The organism is Coriobacteriia bacterium, assembly GCA_014859305.1.
Classification (GTDB): Bacteria; Actinomycetota; Coriobacteriia; order Anaerosomatales; family Kmv31; genus Kmv31.
The window spans coordinates 1-18,125 of sequence record JACUUM010000001.1 but is presented as its reverse complement, the minus strand read 5'-3'; the positions used below and the strand labels follow the sequence as shown (position 1 = coordinate 18,125).

Sequence of the window (18,125 nt, the reverse complement as noted above, 5' to 3'; positions counted from 1 at the left end):
CCCTCGTCCCGTCGCGCGCCTGCCGGCAGGCGCGCGCCTACAGCAGCGGCTCCACGAGCGAGCGCAACGCCTCGATGAGCAGGGGCCGATCGTTCGGAGCCTCGGCGCGCTCGAACGCCAACCCCAGGTCACGTGCCCTCTCGGCAGCGGACACGTCCAGGTCGTACACGGTCTCCATATGGTCGGTGGCGAACCCGACGGGGCAGACCGCCACCGCCTCGAAGCCGGCCTCCGCGGCGGCCTCGAGCATGTCCTCGAGATCAGGGCCGAGCCAGGCGCCGGGGCGCCGGCCCTTGCTCTGGTACGCCACGATCCAGGGTCTCTCCCCGCGGAGGTCGCCCCACGCGCTCGTCCCTCCCAGGGCGACCTCGCCCGTATCGTCCGCGCCGAGCCCGAGCCGCCCCGCGACCTCCTCCGCCGTGGCTCGCACCTCTCGCACGTACGGGTCGTCCGAGAGCAGGTCGTCCAGCGGCAGGCTGTGCGCCGTGAACAGCGCCAGCGCCCGCCCCGCCGCGGCGGCCGCGTCCACCGCGCGAGCCGCAGCCTCCTCGAGCGCCGCGGTGAAGGCGGGAGCGCGGTGCAGCATGGGCGCCTCGGCCACCGACAACCCGGGACGGCGAGCCTTGGCCTCCATGACCGCCTCCCGGTACGCGACCGAGCTCACCTTGGACTCGAACGGCGAGAGCGAGACGGTGACCAGGCGATCGGCGCCGCCGGCCGCGAGAGCGTCGACCGACTCGCCGATCAGCGGATGCCAGTAGCGCATGCCGACCCGCACGGCCACGTCGTGCCCCCGCGAGCGCAGCTCTTCGGCGAGCAGCGACGCGACGGATTCGGCGATCGCGGGCAGCGGCGAACAGCCGCCGATCGCACGGTAGCGGGCGGTGACCGCGTCCACCAGCCGCTCTTCGGGCTCTCGCCCCATCAGGCGGGCCATGAACGGACCCACCGCTTCGGCACGATCCGGCCCGCCGAACGCCGTCAGCAGCACCGCCGAGGACACGCGCTACCCCCGGACCTGCGCCGAGTACTCGCGCACGAAGTCGACGAGCGCCCTGGCGTGTGCCGGGTCGGTGTCCTTGTGGATCCCGTGCCCGAGGTTGAAGACGTGACCGGGGCGCGTCCCCACGGCATCCAGGATGCGCCTCGCCCGCTCCTGGATGACCGGGACGGGCGCGAACAGGGTCATCGGGTCGAGGTTGCCCTGGACGGCGAAACCCGGGCCCACCCGCTCCAGCGCGTCGGCCATGTCCATCCGCCAGTCCAGCCCTATGACGTCGCCGCCGGCCTCCATGACCAGGCCGAGCATCGCCGAGGCGTTGTTGGCGAAGTTGACGACCGGCACACCGGCGGCGGAGACCCGCTCGATCAGACGCCTGGTGTGCGGCAGCACGTGTTCCGCGTAGTCGGCCGGAGAGAGGAAGCCGACCCAGGAGTCGAAGACCTGAACGGCCTGGGCACCGCTGGCGATCTGGGCCTCCAGGTAGGCGATGACGGTGTCGGTCGTGACCTCCATGAGCGCGGACCAAGCGTCCGGCTCGGACCACATCAGCGTCTTGCACCTGATGTACGCCCGCGTGGAACCGCCCTCGATCATGTACGACGCCAACGTGAACGGCGCGCCGGCGAAGCCGATGAGCGGCACCTTGCCCTCGAGCTCGCGACGGCACAACCTGACCGCTTCCATCACGTACCCGGTGTCCTCGTACGGATCGGCGACACGCAGCCGGCGGGCGTCCGCGAGGCTCCGGACGGGGTTGTGGATCACGGGTCCTTCGCCCTTGGCGAACTCGAGCTGCAGCCCCATACCCTCCAGCGGCAGCAGGATGTCGGCGAACAGGATCGCGGCGTCCACGCCGATGAGGTCGACCGGCTGGAGCGTGACCTCCGCGGCGATCTCGGGTGTCTTGCACATCTCCAGGAAGCCGTGCCGAGCCCGGATGGCGCGGTACTCCGGCATGTACCGCCCGGCCTGGCGCATCATCCACACCGGCGTGCGCTCAGTCGGCTCCCGCCGGCACGCTCGCAGGAACAGGTCGTCGTAGGGCATTCTCTCTTCGTCCTCCCGGTATGCCGGAATCGAGGTCGCGCCCCTGGTGGCGAGGGCGCGAAGCGGTGTCAGTCTAGCACGCCGGCGGCCCCCACACGCCGACGGGGTGGGGGCCGTCGAGGCGCGACCGCAGCGCTACGCGTTGCCCGGCGCGGTCTCCACGATCTTCTTCACGATCGACGGGTCGGCGAGCGTCGAGATGTCGCCGAACGCCTCCAGCTCGCGGTCTCCGGCGGCGATCTTGCGCAGTATGCGTCTCATGATCTTGCCCGAGCGGGTCTTGGGGAGCTCGGGCACGAGGTGGATGTGGTCAGGCGTCGCGATCGGTCCGATCTCCTCGCGGACGTGTCCCCGCAGGATCTTCTTCAGGTCCTCGGAGGCCTCCTGGCCGGACTTCAGGATGACGTAGGCGTAGATGCCCTCGCCCTTGATCTCGTGCGGGAAGCCGACGACGGCCGCCTCGGCCACCGACGGGTGGCTCACCAGCGCGCTCTCGACCTCGGCCGTTCCCATGCGGTGGCCGGAGACGTTGATGACGTCGTCCACTCGGCCCAGGAGCCAGTAGAAGCCGTCCTCGTCGACCCGCGCGCCGTCGCCGGTGAAGTACATGCCGGGGAAGTGGGTGAAGTAGGTCTCCTTGACCCGGACGTTCTCCGGATCGCCCCACGTCCCGCGCAGCATCCCGGGCCACGGGAACTTGATGCACAGGCGCCCGCCGGAGTTCACCGGCGTCTCGCTCCTGTCTTCGTTGAGCACCACCGGCTGCACGCCGAAGAAGGGCCGCGTGGCCGAGCCCGGCTTCATCGGCGTGGCCCCGGGCAGGTTCGTGATCAGATGGCCGCCCGTCTCGGTCTGCCAGTACGTGTCCACGACCGGTATCTCGGAGCGGCCGACGTTCTTGTAGTACCACATCCACGCCTCGGGGTTGATCGGCTCCCCGACCGTGCCCAGCACACGCAGGCTGGAGAGGTCGTACTTGGCCGGCCACTCCTCACCCGCCTTCATGAGCGCGCGGATGGCCGTCGGAGCCGTGTAGAACTGGTTCACGCCGTGCTTCTCGACGATCTGCCAGAAGCGCCCCGCGTCGGGGTAGGTCGGGATGCCCTCGAACATGAGCGAGGTGGCGCCGTTGGCGAGCGGACCGTACACGATGTAGCTGTGACCCGTGACCCAGCCGATGTCGGCCGTGCACCAGAAGATGTCCTCGTCGTGGTAGTCGAAGACGTACTTGAAGGTCAGCGCGGTGAAGAGGAGGTACCCGCCGGTCGTGTGCAGCACGCCCTTGGGCTTGCCGGTGGAACCCGATGTGTAGAGGATGAACAGCGGGTCCTCGGCGTCCATCCACTCGACCCCGCAGTGGCGCGAGATGCCGTCGGCGCGGACCTCCTCGTGGTACCAGAAGTCACGGCCGGGCTCCATGTCGACGCGCGTCTGCGCACGTGAGACCACGATCACCGTCTCGACCGTGGGGCACTCGAGCAGAGCGGTGTCGGCTTCGGCCTTCAGCGGCACGATGCGGCCCCCGCGTATGCCTTCGTCGGCCGTGATGAGCATCTTCGCCGCACAGTCCTGGATGCGGTCTCGCAGCGCCGCGGCGGAGAAGCCGCCGAAGACGACCGAGTGTATCGCTCCGATGCGCGCGCACGCGAGCATCGCTATGGCCAGCTCCGGGATCATCGGCATGTAGATGGCGATGCGGTCGCCCTTGCGGACCCCGTGCTTCTTCAGCACGTTGGCGAAGCGGCACACCTTGTAGTAGAGCGACTGGTAGGTGTACATCTTCGTCCGGCCCTCGTCGGACTCCCAGATGATGGCGGCCTTGTTGCGCCGCCACGAGTTGAGGTGCCGGTCTATGCAGTTGTACGCGACGTTGGTCTTGCCGCCCTTGAACCACTCGACGCGCGGGGTGTCGAACTCCCACTCGAGCACCTTGTCCCACTTCTTCTCCCAGTGCAGATACTTCTCGGCCTGCTCGGCCCAGAACCCCTCGGGATCCTCCACGGAGCGCGCGTACAGGGACTCGTACTCGTCCATCGACCCGACGTAGGCTCTGTCCTTGACCCAGTCCGGCGGGTCGACGACCCGCAACTCCTTCATCATGGACTGAATCGACTTGGATCCCTCGGCCATGTCTGCCTTCTCCCTTCGGCGACGGCTACGGACGGTACCGCCCGCTCCAGAGGCGCCTCCGGCGGCCTCGGGCCGGCTCCAGCGTGCGGTGCGGGCAGGATCGCCCCGCTGCCGGTCGTCGCGAACCCCCCGGCACAGCGATTCTACTGGATGTGTATCCGCGATCGGCGGCTTGACCAGGGGCGAACGGGTGGACGGCGCGCGCTCCTCGGTGGACGGCGCACCCCGGAGCGCGGGCGGCGGCGGGCTGGGGAGCGCCGCCGGCGCCCTGCCGGCGAGCGCGGCCCGCGGCGGTCGCGGGAGCACGAGTGGTCGAGCGGCCCCCGCGGACCGATGGTGAGGCTGTGAGGAGGTCGTGGAGATTGAGAAATTTTTCTCTTGTAACAACCGTTGCAATGCCCCTCCCGGCTGCGCTACGGTACCTGACAGACAGGAAGTTTCCCTTCCCTACACCGTCGCCACGGGGAATCCGGGCGGCAACGAACAGGGCCCATCGACGACCGGCATCGCGATGAGGTACGGCTTCTGAGGCCAAGCCGTACGCAGCCCGAGTGCTCAGGGGTACAAGGGAAGGAATGGGAAGGCCCCGGTCCGAAGACCGGGGCCTTCGCACGCCCGCGCTGTCGGAAGCAACGACCGCGTCGACAGGCCGCGCGACGCCGCGACGTGGTCGCGCTCGGGCGCGAGCGTCACTCGCCCGCGAACTCCACCATCCCGTGCGACATGCGGCGGCCGCCGAGGACGTGCACGTGCAGGTGGCCGACGGTCTGGCCGGCATCCTCGCCGTTGTTGACCACCACGCGATAACCCGCGTCATCAAGGCCTTTGATCCGGGCGATCTCCGGCACTGAGGAGAAGATGCGGCCCATCAGTTCCACGGAGACGTCGTCGGCGAGGTCGGAGTGATGCTCTTTGGGGACGATGAGGACGTGGATGGGCGCCTGAGGCGTTATGTCGTCGAACGCGTAGACCCGATCGTCCTCGTACACCTTCCGCGAGGGGATCTCGCCTCCGACGATCATGCAGAACACGCACCCCTCCATATACGCCTCCTCCGTGTCGGCTCCGTGACCCGATCAGGCTACCATCACGCAATCGCGCCCGCGCCGCTTGGCCGCGTACATCGCGCGGTCGGCGCGTGCGAGCACCCCGTCGGCCTCCTCGGTGTCCCCAGGGACGTGCACTGCGACTCCCACACTCGCGGTCACCGCCTCGGCCAGCTCCGGAACCGCGGCCGAAGTCATCTCCGCCACGCGGCGCCGCATGCGTTCGGCGACGCCGCGGGCGACCTGGGAGTCGGTACCCGGAAGGAGCACGAGGAACTCCTCGCCGCCGAGCCGAGCGACCACGTCGTACTCGCGCGCCTCGGAGCTGAGAGCGTAGCCCGCGGCCACCAGCGTCGCATCGCCCACGGCGTGGCCGAGTGAGTCGTTCACGTCCTTGAAACGGTCGAGGTCCACCATCAGCACCGCCAGCGACCGGCGCTCTCGATCCGAACGCAAGAGCTCCTCGTGCAGACGCTGCAGCGCGACCCTGCGGTTGACAAGACCGGTCAGCGCGTCGTGCGTGGCGAGCTGGACCAGTCGGCGCTCCGCACGCAGCACGGCCTCGAGCAAGCGCGTGATGATGAGATAGAGCACGAACAGCAGCGTCACCAGCGAGCCGGCGAGCGCCAGGGCCGTCAGACGCCGACCGCTCGCGACCGCCTGCTCGACCTCGAGGGGAGACAGCGGGACGGCGCCGCGCAGGAGCTGTTCGGTGCGCCACTGGAACAAGACGAACGTCGCCGTCAGCGCGAGCGCCACGGCACCCGCTCCGAGCAGCAGGCTCAGGCGGATGCGCCTCTCGGTGAGGGCAGCCGGGTCCGGCGCCTCACTCTGCTCGATCGGCCTCCGCGGCATCCTCGGGCTCCAGCTCTCCGATGAGGGTGGTGACGCGCTGCTGCGCGTCCGCCAGCCGTGTCTGCAGGGCCCGCAGCAGCGCCACGCCCCGCTCGTAGCGGCGCATGCTCTCCTCCAGGTCCAGTTCGCCGCACTCCAGAGCGCTCACGATGCGCTCCAGTTCGTCCAGCGCGGCCCCGAAGGGCATCTCCTCCGGCGCCGGCAGCGTCCTCTCCTCCACCTACTCCTCCGAACCCTCGACGACGCAACCCAAGACGCCCTCGGCGAGTCTGACCCGCACACGCTCTCCGGCGCCGACCTCCGCCGAGGACCGCAGCACGGTGCGGCCGTCGGCCCTGTAGCACAGAGCGTAGCCCCTCCCGAGGATGGCCAGCGGCGAGAGGTCGTTCAGCCTCGCGGCCGTGACCGCGGCACGGTCGGCGGCGCGCTCCACCGCCCGACGGCCCGAGACCGCGAGCCGCTCCCTCGCCCGCTGCAGGCGCTCCGTGTCGCGGGCGAGGCGCAGCGGCAGTGCCGCGGACAGCGCGTCCGCCGCCGCGTCCAGCGATTGCGCCTGCCGCGCCAGCGCCACGGCGGGGTCCACGAACACCGGCCGCCGGACCAGCAGGCGCACGGCGTGCGAGGCGTCGGACAAGCGGCGCTCCAGCCCGCGTCCGAGCCTTCGGGAGAGGTGCGCCATGCCGCGCCCGATCTCCTCGCCGGATGGAGCGGCCGCCTCGGCGGCGGCGGTAGGGGTCGAGGCGCGGACGTCGGCCACCATGTCCGCGATCGTGGTGTCGGGCTCGTGCCCGATGCCGGTGACGACCGGCACGGGGCAAGCCGCGACCGCGCGGGCCACGGCCTCCGCGTTGAACGGCATGAGGTCCTCGTAGCTGCCGCCGCCGCGCCCAAGCACCACGACCTCGGCACCTGCCGCAGCGACGACGCGCAGCCCCTCGACGATCGACACGGCCGCGTCGGGTCCCTCGACCGCCACGCCCGCCAGCAGGACCTCCGCGACCGGATAGCGACGCCGCAGAGTACGGATGACATCGTGAACGGCCTTGCCGCGCGGGGAGGTCACCACCCCGATCCTGCTCGCGTGCGCCGGAAGCGGCCGCTTGCGCTCCGGGCGCATCAGCCCCTGCGACTCCAGCTCGCGCGCGAGCTGCGCGACCCGCATCCGGAGGACGCCCTCCCCCGCGGGCTCCAGCGCGGAGACCTGGAACTGCATCCGGCCCTTCGGTGCGTAGGCGGTGAACGCTCCGGCGACCTGCACCATCTCGCCGAGGCGCAGCCGCACGCCCGACCTCTCGTAGGCGTCCCGCCACATCAGGCACGGCATACAGGCGCCCCCGTCGGCGACGGTGAAGTAGACCGCCTTGTACCCCGGCTTGTCGGCCAGCTCCGACACCTCGCCGAGCACCCTCACCCGGACGCCCTCCAGAGCGCGCTTCGCCAGCCCCATCGCCTCGGATACGGTCAGCGCGCGCGTATCGGCCATGCTCGCCTCTCCTCGACCGGGCACGTGTTCAGTCTACCAGCCTGTCCGACGGCGCCGCCCGCCGGCGGCGTCCTCTCGCGCTCGGCGACCGGCACCCGTGGAGCGCGCCTGAAGGCGCCTCAGCTGCGTCGGGACAGGCCCAGGAAGTACACCAGCTGCATCACGGCGATGAGCGCCGCGGCCACGTAGGTGAGCGCCGCGGCGGTGAGCACCCTGCGCGCTCCGGAGACCTGCTCGCCGGGCAGACGGTTGCCGGTGGCCAGCGAAGCCATCGCACGCCGCGAGGCGTCGAACTCGACCGGCAACGTCACGAGCTGGAACAACACCGCGGCGGCGAACAGCGCCACGCCGATCGTGATCAACCCGCCGGCGCGCATGAAGAAGCCGCCGAAGATCAGCCACGGCGCCACGGTCGACCCCAGCTGCGCCGTCGGGACCAGCGCCTGACGCAGCGAGGCCGCCGCGAACGCGTGCGCGTGCTGAACCGCATGTCCGGCCTCGTGGGAAGCCACGCCCGCGGCCGCGACGCTCCGCCCCATGTACACGTCGCGCGAGAGCCGCAGCACCTTGGAGCGCGGGTCGTAGTGGTCGGTCAGCCTGCCGGGCACCATCTCGATGCCGACGTGGTGCAGACCCGCCCCGTCGAGCATCTCGCGCGCCACCTCCGCGCCGGTCTGGCCCGTGGCCACCGGAACGCGGCTGAATCGCCGGTACGACGAGTTGATGAAGGCCTGCGTGAGGCCTCCCAGCACCATGGCCGCGATGATGATGAGCAGATACGACGAGTCGAAGATGAACATGCCCGCTCCCTACGTGAAGGCCGCCTGCGCCGACGGCGTCACGGCCCGATTACTCTCTCTCCGGCCCGTATCCGAGCAAACGCGCTGCCAGATGCCTCCTGCAGGAGTACGTACCCGAGCGCTCCCGAGGACGGAGCGGGCAGGTCCGCCCTACCCTGCGTCCGCCCCGCGTTCGAGCCGCTCGACGACCAGCGCCCCGTCGCGCACCGCGAGTCGCAGCCGTCCCTCCAGCAGGTCGACGAGCTCCTCGCCGATCATCTCCCGCTTCCATCCCGCCAGCAATCCGCTGGCCTCGCCCTCGCCCTGTGCCAGCAACTCGAGCTCCTTGCGCGTGGCAAGCTGCGGCAGCGCGACCGAGCGCTCCCTGGCGCGCAGCCGCACGAGCGCCGCCATCAGGTCGACGGCTCCCTCGACGTCGCGAAGCGGCCGCCCCCTGCGCTTCACGCGCGGCAGCTCGTCCTCGGGCATGGCCAGGCCCTGCCTCACGGCGTCGAGGAGCCCGCGCCTCGCCTCGCGCGCGGCCTTGTCGCCCACCCCGCGGATCGAGGCGAGCTGGCGCTCGTCGACGGGCGCCCTTCGGGCGATCTCGTACAGCGCGTCGTCGCCCAGGACCCATCGCCGCGGCACGTCGCGGCGCATCGCCTCGCGCTCGCGCCACGCCGCGAGCTTCAGCAGAACGCCTAGCTGGCGCGGCTTGAGCGCGCCCAGGCGCTTGATGCGCCGGTACTGCTCCTCGGGGCGAACCTCGTAGCTGGCAGGGTCCGCGAGGTGCTTCAGCTGGGGTTCGAGCCAACCCAGCCGCCCCTCGCGCTCCAGCCGCTCGCGAAGCCGCCTGTAGACGTCGGGCAGATACCGCACATCGTCCAGCGCGTAGGCCACCTGCTCGGCGGAGAGCGGACGGCGCGACCAGTCGGTGAAGGTCTCGGTCTTGTGCAACTCCGCGCTTAGGAGCTCCTTGACGATGTTGCTGTACCCCACCTGAGAGGGGAAGCCGGCCAGCGTCGCGGCGAGCTGGGTGTCGAACAGCGGCGCCGGGACCACGCCCGCCTGGTGGTAGAAGATCTCCACGTCCTGCGAACCGGCGTGGACCACCTTGAGCACATCGGGGTCGGCGAGCACCTCCAGGAGCGGCGCGAGGTCGTCGAGGGCGAGCGGGTCCACGATCGCGGTGACGTCGTCGGTCGCCACCTGCACGAGGCACAGGCGCGCGTAGTAGGTGCGCTCGCGAAGGAACTCCGTATCGAACCCGACGATGCCGGCGGGCCTGACGCGCTCCACCAGCTCGCGCAATCCTCCGACGTCCGTTACGTACAAGGACACCTCCCGCTTCGCCCGCTCCGGCTGGAGCGCGCGGCATGGCATATCATGTAGCGAAGTCCCACCAGACGCAGTGTAACGGTCGGGACGGCCTATCGGGCGAGCGGACCCGATCGACACGGAAGGCAGCCGTTGCGCATCCTCGTCGTTCAGAACCTGCGCGCCGGCCCCGGCAGCGCGGGCATCTACGACTACGTGCACGCACTGGGACGGCAGGGCGTCGAGGTCGTCATGCGCTTCCTCTCCGAGGACGACGGCGCCGGCACCCTGCTCGCCGACGCCGGCCGTTTCGACCGCATCGTCGCGGGAGGAGGCGACGGGACGGTCTCGGCCGTGGCCTACGAGCTGCGCGAGACCGGCACCCCTCTCGTCATCTATCCCGCGGGCACGGCCAACCTCGTGGCGATGAACCTGCGCATGCCGGCGGACCCCTTGGCCCTGGCCAGGACGACGCTGGAGGGACCGGTCGTGAAGGTCGACATGGGCGAGATGGCGTGCGCGGGGCTGGAGGGCGGCGTGTGCCGCCCCACCGGCTTCCTCATGGCCGCGGGCGCGGGCTTCGACGCATCGATCATGGAGGGCGCACGCAGCCTCAAGGCCGGCCTCGGCGCCGGAGCGTACCTGGTCGCGGCGCTGCAGAACCTGACGCCCACCGTTTCGGCGTTCACCCTGGACCTGGACGGCCGCGTGATCGAGACCGAGGGGATCGCGGTGCTCATCCTCAACTTCGCGCGCATCCAGTTCGACCTCGCCGTCACCCACGACAGCGACGCCCAGGATGGGCTGTTCGAGGTAGTCGTGCTGCACACCAAGACGGCGGTAGGGCTCATTCCGGCGATCTGGGGGGCGCTGCTCGACCGCCTCGCCGGAAACCATCCGGACCGGTCGCCGAGCTTCGAGATCCACGCAGCCAGGCGAATGCGCGTGACCGCCGACCCCCCGCTGCCCGTCCAGTACGACGGCGAGGCGATCCGGGCGACCACGCCACTGGACGCCGTCGTGCTGCCCGCGGCGGCGACCCTCGTCGTACCGCCGGGCGCGGCCGACGAGGCGGGGCGCCTTTCCCCGGCGTAGTCCTCGGCCCAGCCTGCAGCCGCCGGTACGCCCCTCCCTCCCGCCGCCCGCCTTCGCCCCCGATCGCGCCTTCGCGGGTCACCACAGGGAAGAGGCCCCGGCGACGACCCCCGGGGCCTCTCGCGAGCGCGCGATCAGCGCAGCTTGCGGCGCCTCTTGCGTTTGAGCGTGATGCCGGACGTGCCGCACGCCATCGCCGCGATGAGCAGCGTTGCGAGATCCCCTCCGGTGAACGGCAGAGCGCGCTCCACGGCCGTCGGCGTGGGCGTCGGCTCCGGCGTGAACGGCGCGAAAGGCTCCGGCTCGGTGGGCTCCGGCGTCGGCGTAGGCGTCGGCTCCGGCGGGAACGGCAGGAACGGGTTGCGGACCGTCACGCATGCACGCGCCTCATTGTCGCAGGGGTCCACGTCGTCGGGATGCGAGATCACGGCGACGTTGCACACCTCCGTGTCGCCGAAGGGCACGTCCGCCAACACCTCCACGACGTACGTGATGCTCTGCACTCCGTCCGACGGGGAGAGCGGGCCGGCTATCTCCCACACGATCCGGCCGTTCTCGACCGTACCGCCCCCGGGGTCGACGACCCGCAACATCGTCTCGACGAAGTCGTCCACGATCGTGAAGTCGCTCGCCGGTCCAGTGCCCTCGTTGAAGTACGTCAGGGTGAAGCTGATCAGGTCCTCCGGCCCGGCCAGGTCCACGGACGCCTGTTTGCCTATCACCAGGTCGACCTCGGGCTCGGGCTCCTCGACTTCGCCCACGCACTCGACGTGGCTCAGGTTCAGCCTGTTGTAGGCGCTCGTCACCACGACCGCACTCGCGGCCGTCAGCACGTCGTGCCCGCGTGTCGTCACGTAGAAGTGCTGCATCCTCAAGTTGACCTTGCCTGCCGTGACCTCGACGTCGCCGGCGTTCTCGAAGGTCACGTGCAGCGTCGCCGCGTCCGCGCCCTTGTCGAGGCCATTGAGGACGAAGTGCCAGAGCACCTCGTCGCACTCGCCGTCGATATGGTCCCTGCTGTCCGTTCCTGTATGCGACGGGTTCAGGAAGGCCGTGAGCGTCATCACGCCCTCGGCGCCGGCCTTCTCCGGGTCTGTGTCCGTCCCCTAGGTCCCTGCCCTGTCGCCGTGTTCGTCCTCTCTGCCGGTCTTGTCGGTCTTGCCTTGCTTCCTGCTCGCGTCCGCGTCCTTCCGGCTCGCGACGCCGCGGTCGCCGGCCCTGCCCCTGGCCTCCAGGGACTTGCCCTGGCTCTCGTCGCGCTCCTCTTCGGTCGCCCGCCCCTTGGCCTCGTCGGCGGATCCCGACTTCGATCCGTCCTTGCCGCCCCCCGAGCCGCCGCCGGCCTTCGCCGAGGACGGATCGGCCTTGTCGGGCGGACGCCCGGAGTGGGTCACCTCGGAGTCCTTCTTCTCGACGCTACGTGCGAGCGCCGTCTGCGGTGCGGCGAGGACGAACATCGACGCCATCAGCACGCACAGCAGTCTCCGCTTGGCCAAGGCTCGCGCCCGCGTTGTACGGGATCGCATGGTCAAACCTCCCCCTGCACGGGGCGCCGGCCCGCGTGCTCGGTCATTGCATCCACCCCCTTCGAAGGGATGCGGGCCGTGCCAGGCCCGTGCGCACCGAGGACCTCAGGGCCCCGGCGCGCGGCTTCGCTCCGCTCCGCTGCGCACCTCCGATTGGAGGAATACGCCAGTCGTATCTTGCCAAGGGAAGGGGCCGCCTGCCGACCGATGGGCCGGAGCCCCGGACACGCGGCGCTCATGTCAGTCGAAGGCGCAGGTAGACGGCGTCCTCGAACGGGTTGTGCCGATACGCCGCGACGCGCTCGAACCCGACGGACTCGTACAGAGCGATCGCCGCGGGCATGCGCGCGGACAGCGTGTCGAGCATCATATGGTCGTAGCCGATCTCCTCGGCCAGGGAGACGACGCGCTGGACGAGCAGTCGTCCGATCCCCCGGCCGCGCGCCGAAGGCGCCACGTAGAGGCGCTTCATCTCGCACGAACGGTCTTCCAGGGGCCGCAGGGCGACACAGCCGACGCCGCTCCCATCGGCTCTCGCGAGGAGGAGCCGGCCGCGAGGAGGCCGGTACTCGCCGGGAAGGCGGGCGAGTTCGTCCTCGAACCCCTGGAAGTCAAGCGAGAAGCCGAGCCAGTCCGCGTACTCCGTGAACAGCGCCCGCACGGCGTGCAGAGCCGGGCCCGAGTGCGCCTCGATGATGCGGGCAGTCATACGCTCTCTTCCTGAAGGACAGGTCCAACCGGCACCATCATCGCACGATGCGGAAGGCTCAGGAGCGTTGCCCGGGGTTCAGCACCACTCGCACCGGCAGTGTCCGGACGCACGGAAGGGCTTCCCGACGGGGAGTATCATGAAGGTGGCTGTTCCTGGAAGGCCACGAACGAGGCCTCCGGGAAGGAGGAGAACGTCATGAGATGCAGCCGCCTCGGACGAGCGCTCCTCGGATCGCTCGTCATCGCCGCGATCGTGGCCGTGTCCCCCGCCGTCCTCGGCGCGGAATCCGTAGTGGCGACCGTGCCCGTGGGGATCAACCCGACGGCGGTGGCGACCAATCCGATGACGCACAAGGCCTACGTCGCCAACTACTACGGGGACTCGGTCTCGGTGATCGACGGCGTGTCGCAGAGCGTGGTAGCGACGATCCCGATGCCCATGACCTTCCTCGCGGTGCCCAACGCGATCCTGGTCGACTTCCTGGCGGCCTCCCCGACGGCCTACGTGGCGAACTTCTGGTCGGACAAGCTCGCCATCATCGATGAGGCATCCCTCACCGTCACCAAGACCGTAGACCTGGCGGGCGTGCATGCGTCCGGTCCCCGTGCGCTCGCCCTCAACCCCTCGAGCAGCCCGGCGAAGCTCTACGTCGCGAACTACGGCGCGGACACCGTGGGCGTGCACGACGCGGCGACCGGCGAGCTCGTCAAGGAGATCCCTGTCGGTCAGCGACCGCGCGCGCTCGCGGTCTTCGCGAGCGCCGAGCGCGAGCGCGTCTACGTCGCCAACCGCTTGGGCGACAGCGTCACGGTCATCGACGGGAAGACGGATGAGGTGGTCGCCACGGTCGCCACCGGCGAGGCGCCGAAGAACATCGCGGTGCACCCGTCGACCGGTACCGCGTACGTCACGAACGAGGCCGCCCACACGGTGTCGGTGATCGACGACTCCGACAGCGTGGTGGCGAACGTGTCCGTCGGGCAGCGTCCGGTCGGCCTGGCCGTGGACCCCTCGGCGGGACGAGTGTTCGTCGCCAACCACTCCTCGGACAGCGTGAGCGTGATAGATACCGCCACCAACGGCGTCGTCGAGACGCTGGCGGTGGGGGCAGGCCCGTGGCAGGTGGCCCTCGACGCGGTCACCGGCAAGGCGTTCGTGACCTGCTACACATCCAACCAGCTCGCGATCATCGACGGCTCGCTGTCCGTGTCGCTCCTCGACGTGGGGACCCAGCCGTTCGGCGTCGCGATCGACGCGGCGTTCGACCCGCCTAAGGAGTACGTCACGAACTGGGGCGACTGGACGGTCTCGATCATCGGGGGCTCGGCGAGCGCGATGGGCGGAGCGCCCCTGCTGCCCCGGGCGCATGCTGCGGAGGCGGTGCAGCCGGTGGAGGTGACGATCGACGAGGTCGCGCAGACCCCTTCGGGCTACAGCGTCTCCGGCACCGCCAGCGATCTGCGCGCGCCGTACGTCTCCAACGTCGTCGCGGTGTTCGTGAAGCTCGACGGCGCCGAGGAGTGGATGCGGGCGGCGATCGTCGAGGGCGCCGCCACGCCTTCCGTGACCTGGCGCGCGGCGGTCGGAGGGGCGGACCCCACGGGGAGGCTCCTGCAGGTCGCCGTCGTCGACCAGGCCAGCGCCGCCGTCAACTGCGGCGAAGTCGGCGCCGCGAGCACGAGCGGGCTGTTCGGCGCCCTGGTCAGCCTGCCGGTCGCCCCGTCGGTCGATGACGAAGCGCCGGCCGTGTCGGCGCCGGAGGTCGAACCGGCGAAGGTGAAGGCGGGGCGGGATCTCACCGTCCGTGCCACAGCCGACGACACCGCTCTCGGCGATTCCGCCATCGCCTCGATGTCCTATCGGGTCGACGACGGCGCATGGCAGCCGATGCTCGCCGAGGACGGAGCGTTCGACTCGCCCTCGGAGACGGCGATCGCGACCGCGGCGGCACTGCTGCCGGCGGGCTACCACACGGTGACGGTCTCGGCCACGGATGCCGCGGGCAACACAGCCGTATCGGCCCCGACCGCCTTCCGCGTCGTCGGGAACCTCCCGAAGGCACAGAAGCTCGAGCGGTAGGCGCGCGGCGACCTCAGCCGAGAGCGAAGAAGGCCTCGGGGCTTGGGGCCCCGGGGCCTTCCGGCGATGTCGTGGTGGGCGCTAGAGGATTTGAACCTCTGACCCCTTCCGCGTCAAGGAAGTGCTCTCCCCCTGAGCTAAGCGCCCGTACGGTGCCGCCCCGAGGGGCAGCGGACGCTATTGTAGCAGGTCTGCCGACCCGCGCCAGACCCTCCCCCCACCCTCCCTCGCACCCCTCGCGAGCCGCTCGAACCCCCCTCGGAGCGTCCTTGCACGCCTTCCCGGCGCTTGATAGACTACCGTCCTGCGCGGACGTGGCTCAGCTGGTAGAGCATCACCTTGCCAAGGTGAGGGTCGCGGGTTCGAATCCCGTCGTCCGCTCCATCGCAAAGCGACGAGGAGGTTGGTGACGGGCCTCGGCCTCCGCCAGCCTTCTCCGTTGATAACCGAGCAGCACGGCGACGTGGCCAAGTGGCAAGGCAGGGGCCTGCAAAGCCCTTATCCCCGGTTCGAATCCGGGCGTCGCCTCCATCTACGAGCAGGAAGAGCCCGGCCGCTGCTGCTGACGGCCGGGCTCTTCTTCTCTCCCGCCTCGCGCGAACGGATTCGCTGCGTACGGCGGGATGCTCAGGGGCGGGCCGGCGCTGGGCACACCGGCCCGTCGGGGTGCCTACACGCCGTACTTGACCTGGATCCGCTTGGCCTGTTCCAGGCGCGACAGGCCGCGCTCGAGGTCGCCGGGGTCGTTGATGTTCTCGATGGCCCACTTGATGATCTCCGTGGGCACCAGAGGATAGCGCTTGCGCGCCTGGGCGACGGTCATGTCATCCCCTCCAACTGCTACGACTGCTGCTACGAGTGCTGCTGTATCTCTACGTGCATGACCGATATGCGGATTCTACCCCCTGCCGTATAGGGGGAGTCAATATCCGGGGGCCGAACGGGGGGCACCGGCCGCGCTCAGCTCCGGACACGCCTCGCCGCGGAGGCCGCTCCCCTAGAACCACGCCTTCTTGTTCGCGACGTACGTATCGTGGAAGTCCTGGTCGGTCTTGGTGAGGTAGATGATGCCTTCTATCAGGCCGACGATGCTCACCGCGAAGGACACGAGGCCCGCCGTCAGCCACCCGAGGAGCCAGACGACCGCCATGATGAGCCCCTCGGTCGTGTAGCCGAGGTAGAACTTGTGCACGCCCAGGCCGCCAAGCAGTATGCCGAGGACACCGGCCACGATCTTGCTCTTCTCGCCGGCCGGCGCAGCCGGCCGCGACGGCCCGGGTCGTGCAGGCGGAGCGGGTGGCGCCTGCCCGGCCGGCGGTCCCGGCGGCGGCGTAGGTGTCGCGGGCGGACCCGGCTCGGGCGCGGGAGGCGCGGCCGGCGGACCGGGCTCGGCAGCCGGCTCGGGCACGGACGCCGAGCCCTCGGGACGCCTTTCGGGCTCCGGGCCTCCCGGAGCGGTCGTTCCGTTGTTCTCGTCCATGTCTCTCCCTCTCTCGCCTGCTTCCCTCGGACCTGCCATCCGCCGCCGATGGTATCGGTTCCACCGCGGGCGTGGGAAGCCGTGCCCGGTCACTCCCCCCAGCGCGGGAAGAGGTCGTGGTCCACACCCAGCACGTCGAGCACCTTGCCGGCGACGAAGTTCACGAGGTCGTCGAGCGTCTCGGGACGCTGGTAGAACGCCGGCATGGCCGGCACGATGACGGCTCCCGCCTCGGCCAGCGTGGTGAGGTTGCGCAGGTGGATCAGCGACAGAGGCGTCTCGCGAGGGACGACCACCAGCGGACGGCGCTCCTTGAGCAGGACATCGGCCGCGCGCTCGGCCAGGTCTCCCGCGAGTCCGGCGGCGAGCGACCCGCAGAATCCCATCGACGCCGGCACGACGACCATCGCGTCCACCCTGTGGCTGCCCGAAGCTATCGCATCGAACATCGCGTCCGGCGAGACGACCCGCAGCGCACGGTCGTACGGCAGGTCGAGGAATCGCAGGACCGCTTCCGCCGGGGCCTCCTCGGGAAGCGCGAAGCCGAGCTCGTACGCGACGATCTCGCGCCCCGTCTCCGTGAGAACCAGCGTCACCTCGTGGCCGCGCGCGAGCAGCTGCTCCAGCACGCGCATACCATACGCGCTGCCCGACGCTCCGGTGACCACCAGCGTGTAGACGCCCACGCGCCTCCCCTTCCGCAGATCCCGTCGCTCCGGATGATTCTCCCCTACGACGCGCCAGCCGTCGAAGGGCCTACGCGAGCAGCCGGTCGGCCAGCGCGCCGAGGAACACCACCACGGCGATCACGCCGTTGGTCGTGAAGAACGCGGCGTTCACTCGGGAGAGGTCGTCCGGCCGCACGATGGCGTTCTCGTAGGCGAGCAGCACCGCAGCGACCGACACGGCCGCGAGGAACGGCCAGCCGGCGCCCGCAAGCCATCCTCCGAGGACCAGCAGCGCCACGGTGAGGGCGTGCAGCACGCGCGTCTGGGCCAGCGCCCGCGGCACCCCGAGGTCGGCCGGCGCGCTATGGATGCCGTCGCGGCGGTCGTATTCGATGTCCTGCGTCGCATAGATGATGTCGAAGCCCGCTGTCCACAGCATGACGGCGAGGCCGAGGACGTAGGCCGGCGGTGCCAGCGGGTCGCCGGTGACGGCGGTCCACGCCCCGATCGGCGCGAGCCCGAGGCAGAGCCCCAGCCAGTAGTGGCACAGCCACGTGAAGCGCTTCGTGTAGGGGTAGAGGACGAAAGCGGCGAGCGGGATCGGCCAGAGCCGCCAGGTGATCGGGTGCAGTCGCGAGACGGCGAGGAGGTACGCGGCGAGCACGGCCGCGGCGAAGACCCACAGCTCCTTGGCTTTCACCAGTCCGGCCGGTACGGCGCGCCCGGCTGTCCTCGGGTTGCGCGCGTCGATCTCCTTGTCCACGGCGCGGTTCACCACGAACGCGAGACTGCGTGCGCCGACCATCGCGACGGTGATCCAGAACACGGCACCCCAGCTGGGGCGGACGAAGCGGCCGGCCACGACCCACTCGTTGAGCCGCCCCATCTCTCCGAGGACCGTCGCG

The 18,125-nt window shown here is 70.3% G+C and carries 18 protein-coding genes and 3 tRNA genes; 4 read left to right on the top strand and 17 right to left on the bottom strand.

Annotation, left to right across the window (positions count from 1 at the left end; all coding sequences use genetic code 11):
• Positions 1 to 37 precede the first annotated feature (37 nt).
• From hemH to rnd, 9 genes are all read right to left on the bottom strand, one after another.
• Complete coding sequence (gene hemH / locus IBX62_00105) at positions 38 to 1,003, bottom strand: ferrochelatase (protein MBE0475496.1); 966 nt, start codon at positions 1,001 to 1,003, stop codon at positions 38 to 40.
• A gap of 3 nt (positions 1,004 to 1,006) precedes the next feature.
• Positions 1,007 to 2,050 carry a uroporphyrinogen decarboxylase gene (gene hemE / locus IBX62_00100; GenBank protein MBE0475495.1) on the bottom strand — a complete coding sequence of 348 codons (1,044 nt, stop codon included), beginning with the start codon at positions 2,048 to 2,050 and terminating at the stop codon, positions 1,007 to 1,009.
• A gap of 135 nt (positions 2,051 to 2,185) precedes the next feature.
• On the bottom strand, positions 2,186 to 4,180 hold the full coding sequence (acs, locus tag IBX62_00095; GenBank protein MBE0475494.1) for an acetate--CoA ligase: 1,995 nt from the start codon (positions 4,178 to 4,180) through the stop codon (positions 2,186 to 2,188).
• Positions 4,181 to 4,869: 689 nt separating this feature from the next.
• Complete coding sequence (locus IBX62_00090) at positions 4,870 to 5,223, bottom strand: histidine triad nucleotide-binding protein (protein MBE0475493.1); 354 nt, start codon at positions 5,221 to 5,223, stop codon at positions 4,870 to 4,872.
• A 33-nt stretch (positions 5,224 to 5,256) separates the two neighbouring features.
• Entirely contained in the window at positions 5,257 to 6,081 is an 825-nt protein-coding gene (locus IBX62_00085; GenBank protein MBE0475492.1) for a diguanylate cyclase, read from the bottom strand.
• Positions 6,053 to 6,268 (bottom strand): exodeoxyribonuclease VII small subunit, encoded by a 216-nt coding sequence (gene xseB, locus IBX62_00080; protein MBE0475491.1) that lies wholly within the window; start codon positions 6,266 to 6,268, stop codon positions 6,053 to 6,055. The genes IBX62_00085 and xseB overlap by 29 nt, the downstream gene beginning before the upstream one ends.
• Positions 6,269 to 6,301: 33 nt before the next feature.
• Entirely contained in the window at positions 6,302 to 7,564 is a 1,263-nt protein-coding gene (gene xseA, locus IBX62_00075) for an exodeoxyribonuclease VII large subunit (GenBank protein ID MBE0475490.1), read from the bottom strand.
• A gap of 119 nt (positions 7,565 to 7,683) precedes the next feature.
• Positions 7,684 to 8,364: a zinc metallopeptidase gene (locus tag IBX62_00070; GenBank protein MBE0475489.1), complete on the bottom strand. Its 681-nt coding sequence runs from the start codon at positions 8,362 to 8,364 to the stop codon at positions 7,684 to 7,686.
• A gap of 150 nt (positions 8,365 to 8,514) precedes the next feature.
• Positions 8,515 to 9,678, bottom strand: a complete 1,164-nt coding sequence (rnd, locus tag IBX62_00065) for a ribonuclease D (GenBank protein MBE0475488.1) — start codon at positions 9,676 to 9,678, stop codon at positions 8,515 to 8,517.
• A 135-nt stretch (positions 9,679 to 9,813) separates the two neighbouring features.
• On the opposite strand from rnd, the gene IBX62_00060 reads away from it, so the two are divergent.
• Positions 9,814 to 10,755 carry a diacylglycerol kinase gene (locus IBX62_00060; GenBank protein ID MBE0475487.1) on the top strand — a complete coding sequence of 314 codons (942 nt, stop codon included), beginning with the start codon at positions 9,814 to 9,816 and terminating at the stop codon, positions 10,753 to 10,755.
• 134 nt (positions 10,756 to 10,889) lie between these two features.
• On the opposite strand, the gene IBX62_00055 is transcribed toward IBX62_00060, so the two are convergent.
• The 3 genes from IBX62_00055 to IBX62_00045 all read right to left on the bottom strand — a co-directional run bounded on the left by IBX62_00055 (position 10,890) and on the right by IBX62_00045 (position 12,990).
• On the bottom strand, positions 10,890 to 11,819 hold the full coding sequence (locus IBX62_00055) for a hypothetical protein (protein ID MBE0475486.1): 930 nt from the start codon (positions 11,817 to 11,819) through the stop codon (positions 10,890 to 10,892).
• 42 nt (positions 11,820 to 11,861) lie between these two features.
• Positions 11,862 to 12,281: a hypothetical protein gene (locus IBX62_00050; protein MBE0475485.1), complete on the bottom strand. Its 420-nt coding sequence runs from the start codon at positions 12,279 to 12,281 to the stop codon at positions 11,862 to 11,864.
• A 235-nt stretch (positions 12,282 to 12,516) separates the two neighbouring features.
• On the bottom strand, positions 12,517 to 12,990 hold the full coding sequence (locus IBX62_00045; protein ID MBE0475484.1) for a GNAT family N-acetyltransferase: 474 nt from the start codon (positions 12,988 to 12,990) through the stop codon (positions 12,517 to 12,519).
• A gap of 198 nt (positions 12,991 to 13,188) precedes the next feature.
• On the opposite strand from IBX62_00045, the gene IBX62_00040 reads away from it, so the two are divergent.
• Positions 13,189 to 15,072, top strand: coding sequence for a YncE family protein (locus IBX62_00040; GenBank protein ID MBE0475483.1), 1,884 nt, complete (start codon positions 13,189 to 13,191; stop codon positions 15,070 to 15,072).
• Between the two features lie 72 nt (positions 15,073 to 15,144).
• On the opposite strand, the gene IBX62_00035 is transcribed toward IBX62_00040, so the two are convergent.
• Positions 15,145 to 15,219 (bottom strand) — tRNA-Val (locus tag IBX62_00035).
• 161 nt (positions 15,220 to 15,380) lie between these two features.
• Here IBX62_00035 and IBX62_00030 point away from each other — a divergent pair.
• Together IBX62_00030 and IBX62_00025 are read left to right on the top strand one after the other, a co-directional pair.
• Positions 15,381 to 15,456 (top strand) — tRNA-Gly (locus IBX62_00030).
• A 73-nt stretch (positions 15,457 to 15,529) separates the two neighbouring features.
• Positions 15,530 to 15,603, top strand: a tRNA-Cys gene (locus tag IBX62_00025).
• 139 nt (positions 15,604 to 15,742) lie between these two features.
• Here IBX62_00025 and IBX62_00020 read toward each other — a convergent pair.
• The 4 genes from IBX62_00020 to IBX62_00005 form a co-directional block, all read right to left on the bottom strand.
• Positions 15,743 to 15,895 (bottom strand): hypothetical protein, encoded by a 153-nt coding sequence (locus IBX62_00020; protein MBE0475482.1) that lies wholly within the window; start codon positions 15,893 to 15,895, stop codon positions 15,743 to 15,745.
• A gap of 174 nt (positions 15,896 to 16,069) precedes the next feature.
• Positions 16,070 to 16,306, bottom strand: a complete 237-nt coding sequence (locus IBX62_00015; protein ID MBE0475481.1) for an NINE protein — start codon at positions 16,304 to 16,306, stop codon at positions 16,070 to 16,072.
• Between the two features lie 335 nt (positions 16,307 to 16,641).
• Positions 16,642 to 17,238 (bottom strand): UbiX family flavin prenyltransferase, encoded by a 597-nt coding sequence (locus tag IBX62_00010; protein ID MBE0475480.1) that lies wholly within the window; start codon positions 17,236 to 17,238, stop codon positions 16,642 to 16,644.
• 70 nt (positions 17,239 to 17,308) lie between these two features.
• Positions 17,309 to 18,125 (bottom strand): UbiA family prenyltransferase (locus IBX62_00005; protein ID MBE0475479.1); only part of this gene is annotated, 817 nt, incomplete at its 5' end.